This window comes from Candidatus Accumulibacter necessarius, assembly GCF_036625085.1.
This window is the reverse complement of the sequence record NZ_JAZKUM010000013.1, coordinates 64,893-78,765: the sequence shown is the minus strand read 5'-3', so window position 1 is coordinate 78,765 and position 13,873 is coordinate 64,893. Positions and strand designations below refer to the sequence as shown.

The window sequence follows — 13,873 nt, the reverse complement described above, 5'->3', positions numbered from 1 at the left end:
GCGTTCGCGAAGAAACAGGGTTTGTGTTGCCCACTTGCGCTCCATGGTAGTTGCCCCACATGGTTAGCGGCAGCAGCGATATGACCGACCTACCATTGGTGTGAGCTCAAGCGAGCCCGTTTGTGAGCATGGTCTGGGAATCGTCGGCGACAGTGGCGAGCGCAGCGATGGGCATCCCGTTTAGGAGATCGAGTCGAATTTCGACGTTTCCCCTGGTGCTGCCATTCATTAACCATCGTGGAGCACATCATGGCCATGCGCAGGCGAGATGAAGAGGTAGTGTTTCCCCACGCGGCGGGGATTGACGTCGGGGCTTCAAGCCACTGGGTGGCCGTACCCCGAGACGCGACGGAAGACCCGGTACGCGAGTTTGGCCCAATGACCGACGACCTGAACGCCATGGCCGACTGGTTGGTCGCGAGTGGTGTAGACACGGTGGCACTTGAGTCCACCGGCGTGTACTGGATCCCGGTGTTTGAGGTGCTCGAACAGCGCGGTCTGAAGGTCTGGCTGGTGGACGCTCGGCAGATGAAGTACGTTCCTGGGCGTAAAAGCGACATACAGGATTGCCAGTGGCTGCAAAAGCTGATGAGCCTGGGGTTCCTGCGCGCGGCCTGGCGCCCTGAAGGCGATGTGTGCGTCGTGCGCGCGGTGGCCCGCCAGCGCGAAATCCTACTCGCCGAGCAGGCCAGTTGGGTTCAGCGTATGCAGAAGTCGCTCGTGCAGATGAACATCCAACTCACCGAGGTGCTCACCGACGTCATGGGTACGACCGGCCAGGCGATCATCCGCGCCATCGTGGCTGGCGAACGCGATCCCAAGGCGCTGGCCAAGCACCGCAACCGCCGCGTCAAGGCCAGCGCTGAGGAGATTGCCAAGGCGCTGACCGGCAACTGGCGTGACGAGCACCTGTTCGTGCTCTGCCAGGCGCTGGCCATGTACGACGACATCGCCCGGCACCTGACCGAGTGTGACTCGAAGCTGCAGGCACTGCTGCGCGCTCTCGGTCAGTGCAACGTCGATCTTGGGAAGGCCCCTCGCACGGGCAGCAAGCTGCGCGAGCAATTCGACGCCCGCCAGATACTCGCCAACTGGGCTGGCGTGGATCTCACGCGCATCAATGGGCTGGGCTTGACTGCGGTCATGAAGATCCTCTCTGAGCTAGGTCCCGACCTCAGTCGCTTCGCCACCGTCAAGCACTTCTGCTCGTGGCTTGGACTGTGCCCTGGTACCAAGATCAGCGGTGGCAAGGTCCTCTGCGCCAAAACCAAGCACTCGGCCAACCGGGTACGCCAGGCGCTGAAAATGGCGGCGATGAGCCTGTCACACAGCGACTCCGCGCTCGGCGCATTCTATCGCCGCCTGTGCAGCCGCATGGACAAGCCCCGCGCCAACACCGCCGCGGCGCACAAGCTCGCACGCATGGTGTATTTCATGCTGACCCGCGGTGAAGACTTCGTCGACCGGGGACAGCAGCGCTACGAAGAACAGCAGCGCCAGCGGAGCATCGCCACCCTCAAGCGTCGCGCCGCCGCCCTGGGCTTCGACATCAATCCGACGCCCGCGCCAGCATGAAAACAATCTGAACTCGTTCTGTTTCTTAGGAGCCATGGAGACATCTTCCAGGACATCGCCGGCACGTGCGCACGTGCCCTGGTGAGTCGGGACTGGTACGGGCACGGCAACCACCGGCCAGAGGACAACCTGGCGGTGTGAAGGTGTCACGCGAACGCGCAAGCGGCGCCGTGCCCATCACGGCCGGCAGGGATCACGGTCCCGGTTCGCGCCAGGCGATGCCGAACCTCAATGGCGTTCTTTCGCGTGCGCTCGCTCATGACGGTGGAACGCTCCACGCCCTTTCGCGCCCCAGCGCTTCGCCAATCTGGCAGCTGTTCAGCGCGGCGCGTTGAGCCTTGCGGAAGCTGTCCAGAACACTATGATGGACAAGCTGCGACCGACGCGCCAGTATGCTGGCCAAGCAGAGTGTCGCTGATTGCTCGAAGAACTGTCGCGAGTCCACTGGTTCGCACAGGAGCTGCGGACGCCGATGCAGGTGTCGAGCATGAGCGGGGCGGTTTCGGGGCGATCATCATCGGTGACGAGATCCTGTCGGGAAACGCTCTGACGCGTCGACCGGCACAGTCTTTGCTGCTGCTCGGCGTCACCCTGGCGCTGCTGACACATGTTCCGGTTCTTGGGCTGCTAACGCCGAGCCTGGCCGCACTGGCCTATGTCCATTATTGCCTGGAAGCGCTGCGTGGCTTGCGGCAGGGGGCGGTGGTGACGGTGATTGGCGAGCTGCCAACAGTAAAGGAAGCCATATGAGTTTCGGAGCGATCATCATCGGCCGAGATCTGCTCGACCGGCATTTTGCGAAAGTAGCCGCTGGTCCAGTGCGCTTGGCGTGGGTCGAGTACCTCGGCGACGAACGGTCGCGTATTGCGGCAACGCTGCGCCGAAGTCTGGCTGCCGGGGACATCGTTTTCAGCTTCGGTGGCATCGGCAACACACCCGACGACCACACGCGACAGGCGGCGGCGGTAGCTCTTGGCGTCGACCTGGTCCTGCATCCGGATGCCGAACGTGAGATCCGCGCCCGCTTTGGTGCCGAGATCACCGATGTTCGCCTGCTGCTCGGCACCTTTCCGCGTGGCGTGGACATCATCCCCAATCCCTTCAACCGCATTCCCGGTTTTCGCGTGGCGATCATCACTTCCTGCCGGGCTTTCCGCAAATGGCGCACCCGATGGCCGAATGGGCACTCGACACCTTCTACGCCCACCTGTTCCACCGCGGGCCATGGTGGAAAAGGCCTTCCTGCTGACCGGCGCGAATTGCTACGAGAGTGCGCTGCTTGATCTGATGGAACGAATCGTCGCCGATTTTCCGAGTCTGCGGCTGTTCAGCCTGCCGTCGATGTCCGACGAAGGACAGCGGCGCCACCTTGAACTCGGGGTCGAAGGTGAGCCGGCACTTGTCGATCAGGCGATGGCGGCGATACGCGAGGAGGTCGAGCGGCGCGCAATCGACTGGCAATGGCGGCCGTGAACCGCCTGAGTAGACGCGCAAACCCCGGCTGTGGCCGGGGTTTCCTGGAGGGCAGATCAGGCGTCAGTCGCGCGGATCACTTCTTCGGGTCAGCGCGGCAGCAGCCTGCGCGGTGGCGTTGGAAGCAGCCTTGACATTGGTGTCGACGATGTCCGTCATCTGCTTGGCCATCTGCGAAATGTTCTCGAAGGCCGTGGTCGAAGCGTTCATCATCTGCTTCATTGCCGAGCCGAACACATCACCGGCGATCGGGGAAGCAATGCCCGTTTTGTCGATCAGGCCAGCAGCGTTGTGCCGCATGTTGCTGTACTGCTCTTCCATCACCGAGGTAATTTCGCGCTGCATGTTGGCTGACAGATCGTAGAGGCTGCGGGAATATTCCATAAGCTTTGTCGACGTTGGGTCGGGCCATCGCCCCGGCAACGCTTCCCAGCTCTTTCGGATCCTTGACGCCCAGCAGTTGTTGCGCGCCGTTGGCACTGGTGTTGAACAATTCGCGGCTGGCGGCGAGGTTGAGGGCGGATAACTGTTCGAGACCGTGGAAAGCGGTGCGGACCAGGGTCATCATGACTTGAGCGTTGGCTTCTGGCTCTGGGCGAGTTGTTCGAGATCGATGGTGTTCATGGTACCTCCGTGAATGGCAGTGGCAAGACGTTCTCGAATGCGTGAAGAACCGTAAGTGCTATTGGGGCAGACGCTCGTGCGGCTCTGGTGGGGCGTACAGACTTCAGGTTGTACTTGACGCGGGCTACAGAGCAGGGAACAAAGAGGCCCCCGAACCGTCTCGGGGGCTCTTCAGCCGCGTCTGTTTCAGTCCGTTGAAGCGCGCCCCGTCGCTTGAAGCAAGCCTACTTCTTGGCTGTTGCCGCCGTCGCACCAACGGCCTTGACGGTGGCGTTGGTGGCGGCTGCCACGTTGGCTTCGGCGATGTCGGCAACCTGCTTGGCAGCCTTGTTCATGCTGTCGAAGGCGGAGGTGGCGGCGGCGATTGCCGACTTGACGGCGGAAACCGCCACGTCGGAACCGGCTGGCGCGTTCTTGGTGGCCTTTTCGAGCAGGGAGAGAACCTGCTTCTGGAAGTCGTTGAACTGTGCTTCGAGCAGCTTGGAGATCTCTTCCTTCGACTGGGCCGAGATTTCATAGACGCTGCGGGTGTAGGCCACGGCCTTTTCGAGCCAGGCTGGGCAAGGGAAGCCTGTACGGCGAAGAACTCTTGCGGGTCCTTGGCACCGAGCATCGCCTTGGCGTTGGCAACACCGTCTTCCAGCATCGAGCGGGCAGTATTCAGGTTGAGCGCAGCGATGCGCTCGGCGCTGGCCAGAGCGGTGTTGGCGAGGGTCAGCATCGCATCAACGGAAGCCTTGTTGGCGGCGGCGAATTGTTCGGGGGTATTGAACATGGTCAATCTCCTCAAGAAAAATATGGGCACAACACAACATGTGCAATGTTTAACTCACCGACCGGCGCACCTTTCGGCGGCCAGATCTTTTGTTGCACTGCACCATGGCTGCATTATAAGCCTTACGGCAGGTCTTGTCAAGCGTTTTTTGCTGCATCGCACCAAAGTAACTAACGCTATGGTTTTACGACGATTTGTCCCTTGTTCTGGCTGCCAACGGGGGGAGCGGTTGCTGCCCTGCGGCATCGTCCAGCAAGCCGAACGAGGCTGCTGCCACCGGGGAGTGGGTAGCCGAGGATAGTGCCAATCAATTCGGCGCAGGCTCAAGGGCGTCTGCCGGTGAAGCCACCGCGACAGCAGCGCGCATGGCGCGCGCCAGTAAGGTCGGTTTCAGTCGACTCGCGGGCGTGATCTTCGCCGCCGGCTTGAGGGTCAGGAGCTCCCCGTTCTTGTCAGCGGTATCGTCGTTCCTGGACTTTGGCTGGATGATCGCGCGCACGCGCGCCTGGGTTGCGCCCGTGGCGCTCTTGCTCGTTCCCAGTCCCCGTGGTGACCAGGAACTTCTCGTTCAATGCATCATAGGAAATGTACTGTCCCTTGACCTCGTCAAGGCCGTTGCGGACCCAGGCGCGATTGAAGAACTGGGTGTTTCGCTGCGCGCATCGTGCTCGATGCGCTCGGCCTCGCCTTCCATGTATTCGTCGACGCCTTCCCGCTTCTGCCTGAAACGTGCCAGGCCGTTCGCACCGCCAGTGGCGACCGCCGTCTGGAAGCCATCGGCATCCTGCGTAACCACCAGGCGACTGGTGCGAAGTTCCATCGTGCCCTGGATCAGCACTGCGTTACCCTCGAGAATCTGAACTTTCTTGAGGTCATCGATGCTCAGGCGGTCCCTTCGAGATTGATCGGCTTGTCGCGATCCGCCGCTCGGCTTGCGCCGGCATCGACAGGGCGAGCAGCAGAGGCCATGCCGGCGCGGCAAAAGGTCTTCTTCATGTCTTGGGTTGCTTCCTGGCGAAATGGCTCTCGATTTGTCCGGTAACCTTGGATTCCAGGACGTAGGTCTGGAACCTGTTGTCGACCTGCATGCCGACACCCTGTACCCAGGACTTGCCCTGGGTGATCAGCACCTGGCTCTTGGTGAAAGCCTTTTCTTCATCGGTCAGCACGGTCAGCTCGGACATCTCGGCGAGAGTTGCTCGTCCTGCCGGCGCGGCACGCGTGTATCTCGACCTGCCCCGAGATCGACCCGCTCGCCTTTGCGAGTTGCCGTCCATGATCCTGAACTGATGGTGACCGGTGGCCGCGTTGGATGCAGGTAGACCAGCTTCGGCTTGAGCAGCTCGGTGTATCGTCGTCGGGGTAGTGACGAATCTCCGCCGCAGTCAGCGTGTAGAGCAGCTTCCCGATGCATCGAGCTTGCTGTCCCCGGGTATCGCTGATGATGATGTCCGGATCATGACGATTCTTGCCATCTCTCTGTCGGTTCCGGGGAACTCGGTCGCGTAGCGCAGCCAGGCCGTCAGGGCCACCAGAACCAGCAGAATGCTCAGCGGCAGCAGCGCGCTACTCCACTTCTTCATCGCCCGGCCATCGTCAGGTACGGGGCAAGTGTCCCGGCGAGCTTGCCTTGGGCCTCAAGAATGAACTCGCAGGCTTCGCGTACCGCTCCGCGGCCGCCGCAGCGTCTGCTGGTGAGCAAAGCGTGGCGCTGTGCCAGCGAATGGCTGTCGCTTGCGGTGTCGCCGAAAAGCCGCAGGCCGTCATCAGCGGCAGATCGGGCACGTCGTCGCCCATGTAACCTGCATCATCGGGTTCAAGATTGAGCTCGGCGAGCAGCGAATTCATTACCTCGAGTTTGTTGTCGACCGCCTGAAAGAGATGGCGGATACCCAGGTTCTGCGCTCGCAATTCGACGGAGCGGGATTTTCTGCCGGTGATGATGGCAACCGTGATTCCGGCCTGCTGAAGCATCTTCAGACCCTGGCCATCAAGGGTATTGAAGGCCTTGATCTCGATCCCCTGATCGGTGTAGTAAAGCGAGCCATCGGTGAGCACCCCGTCGACGTCAAATGCCATCAGCCTGATCCGGCGTGCGCGCGCTCGCGTGATCTTTTTCGAGAACGTCTGACATCAGATCACCTTGGCCTGGAAGAGGTCGTGCATGTTGAGCGCGCCGACCAGAATGCCGGCGTCGTCGACCACCGGCAACTGGTTGATCTTGTGCTGCTCCATCATCTCGACCGCTTCGACGGCGAGCCGGTCGGGGCCGATCGAGCGCGGCTGTCGCCCCATGATGTCGCTGACCGACAGCGTCCGCAGGTCGAGGTTGCGGGCGAAGGCCCGCCGCAGGTCGCCGTCGGTGACGATACCCGATCACCCGACGCTCGGGGTCACCACGGCGGTCATGCCGATGCCTCCGCGCGACATCTCGAGGATGGCGTCGGCAGGCTGGTGGCGGCGAAGACTGCGGAATCGCCGGTCCGACTCGCATCACGTCGCGAACATGGGTCAGCAGGCGACGGCCGAGCGAACCGCCAGGGTGGGAACGGGCAAAATCTTCGGGGCCAAAGCCGCGCGAATCGAGCAGGGCGACCGCCAGCGCGTCACCGAGTGCCAGCGCGGCGGTGGTACTGGCGGTCGGCGCCAGATTGAGCGGGCACGCTTCCTGCGCCACCGCGGCGTCGAGGTGCACGTCGGACTCGATGGCCAGCGACGACTGCGGATTGCCGGTCATGCTGATCAGCTTGGCGCCCTGGCGCTTGATGATCGGCACGATGGTCAGCAACTCGGCACTCTCGCCCGAATTGGAAAGCGCAATCAGCACATCGTCGCGGGTGATCATCCCGAGGTCGCCATGGCTGGCCTCGGCCGGATGAACGAAATAGGCGGGGGTGCCGGTGCTGGCCAGCGTCGAAGCGATCTTGCGCCGACATGGCCGGACTTGCCCATGCCACTGACGATCACGCGGCCCCGGCAATTGAGAATCAGCACCAGCGCTTGCAGGAAGTCGCCGTCGATACGCGCGGCCAGTGCCAGTACGGCATCGGCTTCGATGCGCAGCACCTGGCGGGCAAGGTCGAGCGCTTTCGCTGAGGGCTGTATTTTGCTCATGAGGAGGCAACGGTGATCATGCGGCGAGTATAGCAGAAGCCCCACGTGCTCTCGCAGTCCATAGCCCCATGAAAAGCCGATCAAAGGCGCTGCTGCGCCGCGGGTCCCTGGCACGGCGCTGAAGCGACGATGGTCGAAATATCCGGGCCCGCCGGCAGGGCGAGCGAGCGCTTTGCGGTCGACCGTGAGGGGGCAGCGAAGACCGGCTCAGTAAGAAGGCGCAGACCGTGTACTGCGTGCCGTCCACAATGGCGGTTGTCGCCACCGCAGCAGCTCCACGGGCGGCACCCGCTCGCTACCGCCTGCAGTGAACCGCCGGCGGTGTTGCCGTCGTCCATCGTGGTGTCGATCTGCTTCACGTAGCGGCCGAGAATGCCGGCCGAGCAGACAAAGAACGAGCCCCGCATCGCCGCGATGAAGGGCGCTCCGTTCCAGACATCTCGATGCCGATGAAACCGCCATCGGCATTGCGCGGCCGGTAGTCGGTATCGGTCAGGGCAGTGGGGCCGGTCGCCAGGTTGGCGAGCCGGACGTGCTGCCAGAAGACCGACGCTTTCGTCCGTGGCGACACCGGTGCCGTCAGCGTTGCCGGCATTCCAGGCGCCGTCGATGCGGCCGTTGTTCTGCGCGCACAAGCCGGCAGCGGCAGGGTCGCAGGCCGCTGCCACGCCGCACCAAAAGCATCATCCAGCTGGTTCTGATTCTGGTCGCCGGGGAAGGCCTTGAAGCGATCCTGGTAACCATAGACCAGGCTCGAAACGGTGCGGAAATCACCGATCATGTTCTTCACCTTGGCGCTGTTGATCAGTTCCTGTCCCTTCAGCACCCCGCCAAGCAGCAGGCCGATGATGACGAGTACAATGGCGATCTCGACCAGGGTAAAGCCTGACTGTTGCTTCTTGAGCTGGTTCATTCCGTCCTCCAGTCCGTGTCGACAATGATATGGGCATAAGCATGTTTCGTGCCAGGAAATTCCGCCAATTCCGGTGATCCGTTTGCCGCTGCGAGGGACACTGTCGATTTTTCGACACGAGCGCGCCTGACCCGGAGACGGACCGCTGCCCCTTCAGCGGCTGGCGGGCCTGTCGGAGAGCGGCGCGGCGCGCTTGGGTGCCGGCCGCTGCCGGCTCGGGGCGGCCGGAGCGGGGCGTGAGCGTGCTCCAGCGCCTGGGCGCGCCCTGCGCGAGCGCCAGCGCTGGCTGTTGATCTCCTTCTGCTCGTTCTGCACCTGGCGCTGGTGGCCGGGTGCCGGTACGACGATCGGTCTGCTCTGCTGGCTGGTCAATGTCGGTCTGTTCATTCTCTGGCAACCCTTCATTTACGCCGAACGAAAGTCGATTCAGCGGGCTGGCGGTGATTGCCCTGCTGCTCGGCTGCGGTGTCGCCTGGTACGGCTGGTGGTTGCTGATCGTCTGGGTGGTGATGCTGGCCGCCCTGGTCGGCGGGCGGGTGATGTTCATCGATCATCGGCCGACGCGGATCTTCTACCTGATCGCCTTTGCCTACCTGCTGGCGGCGCTGCTGTTCTGGCTGGTGCCCCAGGTGGTACCCGATGCCGCTCTGCGGCCCGGTCGCTGGATCGCGAATTCGCCTGGGGAATGCCCTCGTTCCTGCTGGTGATGCTGCTGCTGCCGCTCTCGCACGAAAGCGACGGCCCGGCGGCGCGATGGTCGATCTGTTCTACAGCCTGTTCATCTTTCTGCTGATTGCCGTCCTGGTCCTCGGCAGCCTGGCTTTCATGCTGCTGCGCCAGTCGGGTACTTCGAAGCCGTACTCAACGCGCTGATCTCGATTGCCGTGCTGCTGCTGCTGATTGGCTGGACGTGGAACACGCGCCCCGGCTACACCGGCATCGACGTCTTCTTCTCGCGCTATCTGCTGACCATCGGCCTGCCGTTCGAGCAATGGCTGCATCGCCTGACGACGCTGGCGGCAGCGAAAGTGATGCCGGAAAGTTCCTGTCGCAGGCCCTCGCGGAAATGCTCGATCTGCCCTGGGTCGAAGGCGGCAGCTGGGTTGCCGGCACGCGCCAGCGGCACCTTTGGCAGCGAGTCGCGTTTTCATCGGCATGATTTTCCGGGCAACCCCTGCTGCTCACCCTGCACACCCGCCACAAGCTGAGCCCGGCGCTGGTCTGGCATTTCCATCTGCTGGCGCAACTCGCCAACGAACACTACATCGCCAAGCTGCGCGCTCGCGAGTTGCAGCAGGTGAGCTATCTGCGGGCGATCCACGAAACCGGCGCTCGCCTGACGCATGACGTGAAGAACCTGCTGCAATCGCTGAACAACCTGTGTTATCTGGCGCAGACGATGAACGGCAAGGACGGCGAGCGGCTCGACCTGCTGCTGCAGCGCCAGTTGCCGCAGATCACCCAACGCCTGCAGCAGACGCTGGCCAAGCTGCAGAAGCCGCAAAGCGAGACCGGCGGGCTGCTGCCGGCCGAGATGTGGTGGCGAGTCCAGCAGCAGCGCTACGCCACTTCGCCGGTCACATTTCGCCGCCGTGGACCTCGACCCCGATGTGCTGCTGCCGACGGCGCTGTTCGACAGCGTCGCCGACAACCTGTTGCAGAACGCGCTGCTCAAGGCGCAGGCGCAAGGCGGCGTCGCAGATCGAGCTCGCGATCGCCGCCGACGCTTCGTGCTTGCGCGTCTGCGATACCGGCAGCGCGTCGGCGACGAGGTCCTCGGCGATCTGCTGCGAACGCCGGTGGCCTCCGAGAGCGGGTCTCGGCATCGGCCTCTATCACGCGGCGCGTCAGGCGGAGTGCTGCGGCTACGAATTGCGCCTGGCAGCAACGCTGCCGGCCGGGTCTGCTTCGAGTTGCGGCGGCGGCCGCCGGACGGCGCCAGCCGCTAGGCGCGAGCGACGCGGGCGGCCCGGCGGCCGATCAGGCGATGGACGACCATGTTGCCCTTGCCTTTCAGATGAATCGTCAGCGGTTCCTGAAAGTCGAAGCCGTCGGCAGGCGACGGTAGGTGCGCTCATCGACCTGCACGAGGCCGGGAACGCCTTCGCTGGTGACCCGGCTGGCGATGTTCACGGTGTCGCCCCAGAGGTCGTAGATGAACTTCTTCTTGCCCACCACCCCGGCCACCACCGGTCCGGTGCCGATGCCGATGCGCAGTTCGAGGCGCATCTCGTTGATGCTGAAATCCTGCTGCAGCAGGGCGCACATTTCCAGCGCCATGTCGGCCAGCGACTCGGCCGGATGCCGGCAGGCGTCGTCCAGGCCGGCAGCGACCATGTAGGCGTCGCCGATGGTCTTGATCTTCTCGAGGCCATACTTTTCGGCGAGTTCGTCGAAGCAGGAGAAGATCTTGTTGAGCATGGCGAACACCTGCTGCGGCGTCAGCCCTTCGGCAACCCGGGTGAAGTTCACGATGTCGGCGAACATCACCGAAACTTCGGCAAAGCCGTCGGCGATCGTCTGCGCTGTTCTTCAGGCGCTGGCGATCGGTGCCGGCAGGATGTTGAGCAGCAGGCGTTCGGAACGCTCCTGTTCGCTTTGCAGCAGCGGTGAGCTTCCTGCAGACGTTGCTGCGCCTGGTGCTTTTGCCGCATCCGAGTAGCGCAGCAGCAGATAGACGATGGTCGATACGGCGGCGAAGTTGAGGGCGAAGAAGAAGGCCGAGGTCTGCGGCGGCACCTTGGGTGCGCGGGCTCGAGCGAGTCGGCGAGGTAGTAGTCGAAGCCGCCGGAGAGCAGGGTGAGAAAAACATAGGCGAAGAACCAGGCCCCCGACTCGCGCGGGCCGATGAACAGCACCGCGCCGATCGGTGCCAGCAAGGCCCAGAGGCTGATGCCGCTGGCGGTGATGAAGCTGCCGATGCTCCACTGCGCCACGAAAGGGCGTGAACAGGAACAGCGCCAGCTGGATCTGGCGGAAGACAGTTGAAGTTGAGCGTCTTCAGGTAGACCAGCAGATTGCCGACCAGCAGCAGTTGCAGGGCAAAGGGCAGGTTGGACGAAAAGCGCGGTCCGAGTTGCCAGTAGATCAGCAGCCAGACGACCGAGGCCAGGCAGATCAGACCGGTGGCAAAGAAAAGCAGCGACTTCTGCAGCGCAGTTCTTCGCCGTCGCTCTCGACGATGCCGGCGTTGCGCAGCCGCTCGACGAAGGGGTGCACGGTGCTCATCGAGGCGCCGGCAGACGGGAGAAGAAGCAAGGCATGGTCAGGGCAATTTGCCGGCAGTGATCATGCGGTTGAAGAGAAGACCTGGCGGAATCCAGACGACTTCGTCGTCGTAGGTCGCGGTCGGCGCCGATCGTCTGACAAACGCCTTTTCCTCGGGATGATCTGTCCAGTCCGGGGCCGGGCCCACCAGAATCTGATTCTCGAGTTCATCGGCGTCCGCGCCGGATGGCAGGCGGCTTCCCTCCGGGGTATAGGCGCCATGGCCGTTGTTGCCGTGGGAAATGATCACCGCCGGGACCTCAGTGGCCACCAGCACGCCCGCTTTGGCTGACCGGATGCTGATGTCGCCCCTGGCACAGAGGGGGAAGGCGGCATTCACGGGGATCGGTGGCACCGGGTCGCAGCCGCTGACCGCGTCGGTCGGCGGCGGAACGCTGCGCGCGAAGGTGCTGCTCACGCGATAGCTGTAACGCCTTCCCCAGGCGTCGCTTTCGCTCACTCCCAGCGTCACCCACGGCAACACGCCGGCCAGGACCCGCGGGTCGCAGGGGCCGCCAGCGCCTTGCGTCATTTCCACTCCGGCGCCGGTCGCCTGACTTGCCAGATCAGGTTTTGCGGCGCAGGGGAGGCGACCGTGAACCACCGCATAACCCAGCAGCGCTTCGCGGATTTCGGCCATGGCTTTGCGGTTGTCATTGATGTTGCGCAGCTCGATCTGGGCGGACAAAGGCAGCAGCAGCCCGCCCAGCAGGAGAGCGACGATGACCAGCACGACCGCCAGTTCGGTGAGGGTGAATCCCCGCTGCCAGGGATGCGGGCTAGAGGATCGCTTCACGAAGACATCTGACCAGATCGGTCGCGGGGTGGGCAGTGTCAAAAGCGCCCGGGCTGCCACTGAAAGCCCGGGCCGCCGGATCGCCAAATGCTGATCGGTTGTCGCCCTCCAGGTAGCTGTTCCTGTCGGCCTTTTCGGCAGCGCTGCGCGCTTGTCCGTTGGCCTTGCGACCGGCGAAGATCAGCACGCGTTTGCAGGCAAAGCCGAACGCTGCAAGCCCCTCAACGGTGATCTGCGCCGGGGCGGACAGTTCGCTCAGGAAGAGCATTTCCTGCCAGTTCCTGCAGAACAGCTGAAAGGCGTAGGCCTGTGCCAGAGCTGACTTCTTCGCGCCGTCCTTCTCGTCATCGACGTTCTTCTGCGTCACCTCTTCACAGGTCCTGGTTTCAATATTGTTCTCATCAATCGTCACCTTCACCTGGTTGCAATGACAGTCGAGATGATCCGTGCCCTTGCTGCCGGCGACGGCGATGGCTTGCAGGTGTTCCTGAAAGGTGGGGTCATCGAGCAGGCTGCCGATCGCTCCGGCAAAATCACTGCGGCGCAGCAGGGGATCGAAAATCTCATTGACCGTGATGAAGGTAAAGCGATCATTGTAATGATCGTTTGCGGCCACCACGAAGGTCTTGTTGCCGGTGCCCGGAGCGACCCGGCTGTTGGTGCTGCCGGCAAAGTAGTTCACTTGACCACCGACGGCGTTCGCGCTATCGAAGGGGTCCAGGTAATTGCGGGCGTCGTAATTGCCTCCGCACTCGGTATAGGTCGCGGCAGCCAGTGCCCGCTGCTGACCCTCCAGCGCTGCTCCGGGGGCAACCAGCAGCGCCGCGAGATTGGCCGCGATGACCCTGCCACTGCCATCGATGATGTCGATCTGGCCCTGGCTATCCCAGTTGAATGATGTGGTCTTCCATGCAGCGTGCTTGAGGTAACCCGAGACGACGTACCACAGGCATTCTCCTTGCATCGTACGCGCGATCAGGGTGTCGAGGGTCTTCCAGGGAAACTTCCCGATCACCGAGCGCCCGATCCCGTCACCGGGAAAGGTCCCTGAAGACTGTCCCTCAGTGCTTCCCAGGTCGGGGTAGCGCAGGTATCCCGCATCGCCGACGGGCAGCCGTGCGATCGCATCGCCGATCAGTGCCTGCCTGGCTTCCGCCAATAGCGCTGCGGCATTCTGCTGGCGCGCGGCCGGCAAAGGCATTGCATTGAGTTGGGCGAGGAAAAAATAGAGCCCACCGAGGGTGAACACGGCCAGCAGTGCGAGCAGGGCGAGGCCGCTCTGGCGCTGCGGGAAGCCTGCCGGGCGTTTGCCGCTCACCGCAGGCGATCCGCTGAC

General features: G+C 63.2%; 17 protein-coding genes and 4 pseudogenes. 6 read left to right on the top strand and 15 right to left on the bottom strand.

Annotated features, from left to right (window positions below):
• Window positions 1-249 precede the first annotated feature (249 nt).
• The 3 genes and pseudogenes from V5B44_RS24485 (at window position 250) to V5B44_RS24475 (ending at window position 3,048) form a co-directional block, all read left to right on the top strand.
• Window positions 250-1,575, top strand: coding sequence for an IS110 family transposase (locus V5B44_RS24485; RefSeq protein ID WP_332360870.1), 1,326 nt, complete (start codon window positions 250-252; stop codon window positions 1,573-1,575).
• Window positions 1,576-1,983: 408 nt separating this feature from the next.
• Entirely contained in the window at window positions 1,984-2,325 is a 342-nt protein-coding gene (locus V5B44_RS24480; RefSeq protein ID WP_332361743.1) for a hypothetical protein, read from the top strand.
• A pseudogene (locus tag V5B44_RS24475) lies at window positions 2,322-3,048 on the top strand (competence/damage-inducible protein A). Before V5B44_RS24480 ends, V5B44_RS24475 begins: the two are co-directional and overlap by 4 nt.
• A gap of 63 nt (window positions 3,049-3,111) precedes the next feature.
• Here V5B44_RS24475 and V5B44_RS24470 read toward each other — a convergent pair.
• The 9 genes and pseudogenes from V5B44_RS24470 to V5B44_RS24435 form a co-directional block, all read right to left on the bottom strand.
• Entirely contained in the window at window positions 3,112-3,393 is a 282-nt protein-coding gene (locus V5B44_RS24470) for a hypothetical protein (protein ID WP_332361741.1), read from the bottom strand.
• Window positions 3,287-3,613, bottom strand: a complete 327-nt coding sequence (locus V5B44_RS26925) for a phasin family protein (RefSeq protein WP_434735527.1) — start codon at window positions 3,611-3,613, stop codon at window positions 3,287-3,289. The genes V5B44_RS24470 and V5B44_RS26925 overlap by 107 nt, the downstream gene beginning before the upstream one ends.
• A gap of 283 nt (window positions 3,614-3,896) precedes the next feature.
• Window positions 3,897-4,447: pseudogene (locus tag V5B44_RS24465) on the bottom strand (phasin family protein).
• Window positions 4,448-5,015: 568 nt separating this feature from the next.
• A complete protein-coding gene (locus V5B44_RS24460; protein ID WP_332361739.1) occupies window positions 5,016-5,285 on the bottom strand; it encodes an LptA/OstA family protein in 270 nt (89 codons plus the stop codon).
• Window positions 5,286-5,439: 154 nt separating this feature from the next.
• Window positions 5,440-5,724 (bottom strand): LPS export ABC transporter periplasmic protein LptC, encoded by a 285-nt coding sequence (gene lptC / locus V5B44_RS24455; RefSeq protein ID WP_332361737.1) that lies wholly within the window; start codon window positions 5,722-5,724, stop codon window positions 5,440-5,442.
• Window positions 5,725-5,832: 108 nt separating this feature from the next.
• Window positions 5,833-6,030, bottom strand: coding sequence for a hypothetical protein (locus tag V5B44_RS24450; RefSeq protein ID WP_332361735.1), 198 nt, complete (start codon window positions 6,028-6,030; stop codon window positions 5,833-5,835).
• Window positions 6,027-6,526 (bottom strand): annotated as a pseudogene (locus tag V5B44_RS24445) (KdsC family phosphatase). Before V5B44_RS24445 ends, V5B44_RS24450 begins: the two are co-directional and overlap by 4 nt.
• A gap of 54 nt (window positions 6,527-6,580) precedes the next feature.
• Window positions 6,581-7,561: pseudogene (locus V5B44_RS24440) on the bottom strand (KpsF/GutQ family sugar-phosphate isomerase).
• Window positions 7,562-7,916: 355 nt separating this feature from the next.
• Entirely contained in the window at window positions 7,917-8,474 is a 558-nt protein-coding gene (locus V5B44_RS24435; RefSeq protein WP_332361733.1) for a prepilin-type N-terminal cleavage/methylation domain-containing protein, read from the bottom strand.
• Between the two features lie 371 nt (window positions 8,475-8,845).
• Between V5B44_RS24435 and V5B44_RS24430 the strand changes: the two genes are divergently transcribed.
• Complete coding sequence (locus V5B44_RS24430; RefSeq protein ID WP_332361731.1) at window positions 8,846-9,181, top strand: hypothetical protein; 336 nt, start codon at window positions 8,846-8,848, stop codon at window positions 9,179-9,181.
• A gap of 284 nt (window positions 9,182-9,465) precedes the next feature.
• Complete coding sequence (locus V5B44_RS24425; protein ID WP_332361729.1) at window positions 9,466-9,633, top strand: hypothetical protein; 168 nt, start codon at window positions 9,466-9,468, stop codon at window positions 9,631-9,633.
• Here V5B44_RS24425 and V5B44_RS24420 read toward each other — a convergent pair.
• The 4 genes from V5B44_RS24420 to V5B44_RS24405 form a co-directional block, all read right to left on the bottom strand.
• Window positions 9,622-9,978: a hypothetical protein gene (locus V5B44_RS24420; protein WP_332361727.1), complete on the bottom strand. Its 357-nt coding sequence runs from the start codon at window positions 9,976-9,978 to the stop codon at window positions 9,622-9,624. The two genes, V5B44_RS24425 and V5B44_RS24420, sit on opposite strands and share 12 nt — an antisense overlap.
• A 73-nt stretch (window positions 9,979-10,051) precedes the next feature.
• Complete coding sequence (locus V5B44_RS24415; protein WP_332361726.1) at window positions 10,052-10,300, bottom strand: hypothetical protein; 249 nt, start codon at window positions 10,298-10,300, stop codon at window positions 10,052-10,054.
• 199 nt (window positions 10,301-10,499) lie between these two features.
• Window positions 10,500-10,961 carry an adenylate/guanylate cyclase domain-containing protein gene (locus V5B44_RS24410; RefSeq protein ID WP_332361724.1) on the bottom strand — a complete coding sequence of 154 codons (462 nt, stop codon included), beginning with the start codon at window positions 10,959-10,961 and terminating at the stop codon, window positions 10,500-10,502.
• A gap of 45 nt (window positions 10,962-11,006) precedes the next feature.
• Window positions 11,007-11,213 carry a hypothetical protein gene (locus V5B44_RS24405; RefSeq protein WP_332361722.1) on the bottom strand — a complete coding sequence of 69 codons (207 nt, stop codon included), beginning with the start codon at window positions 11,211-11,213 and terminating at the stop codon, window positions 11,007-11,009.
• A 108-nt stretch (window positions 11,214-11,321) separates the two neighbouring features.
• Between V5B44_RS24405 and V5B44_RS24400 the strand changes: the two genes are divergently transcribed.
• Window positions 11,322-11,462 carry a hypothetical protein gene (locus V5B44_RS24400; protein WP_332361720.1) on the top strand — a complete coding sequence of 47 codons (141 nt, stop codon included), beginning with the start codon at window positions 11,322-11,324 and terminating at the stop codon, window positions 11,460-11,462.
• A gap of 277 nt (window positions 11,463-11,739) precedes the next feature.
• On the opposite strand, the gene V5B44_RS24395 is transcribed toward V5B44_RS24400, so the two are convergent.
• The gene (locus V5B44_RS24395) at window positions 11,740-12,537 is read right to left on the bottom strand and encodes a prepilin-type N-terminal cleavage/methylation domain-containing protein (RefSeq protein WP_332332378.1); all 798 of its coding nucleotides are present in this window, start codon (window positions 12,535-12,537) and stop codon (window positions 11,740-11,742) included.
• On the bottom strand, window positions 12,521-13,855 hold the full coding sequence (locus tag V5B44_RS24390; RefSeq protein ID WP_332332379.1) for a hypothetical protein: 1,335 nt from the start codon (window positions 13,853-13,855) through the stop codon (window positions 12,521-12,523). Before V5B44_RS24390 ends, V5B44_RS24395 begins: the two co-directional genes overlap by 17 nt.
• Between the last annotated feature and the right edge of the window lie 18 nt (window positions 13,856-13,873).

Excerpts from the sequence above, each read along its gene's own strand:
- V5B44_RS24485 (WP_332360870.1), top strand. The coding sequence starts at position 250 with ATGGCCATGCGCAGGCGAGATGAAGAGGTAGTGTTTCCCCACGCGGCG.
- V5B44_RS24470 (WP_332361741.1), bottom strand. The coding sequence starts at position 3,393 with ATGCAGCGCGAAATTACCTCGGTGATGGAAGAGCAGTACAGCAACATG.
- V5B44_RS26925 (WP_434735527.1), bottom strand. The coding sequence starts at position 3,613 with ATGACCCTGGTCCGCACCGCTTTCCACGGTCTCGAACAGTTATCCGCC.
- lptC (WP_332361737.1), bottom strand. The coding sequence starts at position 5,724 with ATGGACGGCAACTCGCAAAGGCGAGCGGGTCGATCTCGGGGCAGGTCG.
- V5B44_RS24450 (WP_332361735.1), bottom strand. The coding sequence starts at position 6,030 with ATGAAGAAGTGGAGTAGCGCGCTGCTGCCGCTGAGCATTCTGCTGGTT.
- V5B44_RS24435 (WP_332361733.1), bottom strand. The coding sequence starts at position 8,474 with ATGAACCAGCTCAAGAAGCAACAGTCAGGCTTTACCCTGGTCGAGATC.
- V5B44_RS24430 (WP_332361731.1), top strand. The coding sequence starts at position 8,846 with ATGTCGGTCTGTTCATTCTCTGGCAACCCTTCATTTACGCCGAACGAA.
- V5B44_RS24425 (WP_332361729.1), top strand. The coding sequence starts at position 9,466 with ATGGCTGCATCGCCTGACGACGCTGGCGGCAGCGAAAGTGATGCCGGA.
- V5B44_RS24415 (WP_332361726.1), bottom strand. The coding sequence starts at position 10,300 with ATGCCGAGACCCGCTCTCGGAGGCCACCGGCGTTCGCAGCAGATCGCC.
- V5B44_RS24410 (WP_332361724.1), bottom strand. The coding sequence starts at position 10,961 with ATGTTCGCCGACATCGTGAACTTCACCCGGGTTGCCGAAGGGCTGACG.
- V5B44_RS24400 (WP_332361720.1), top strand. The coding sequence starts at position 11,322 with ATGAACAGCACCGCGCCGATCGGTGCCAGCAAGGCCCAGAGGCTGATG.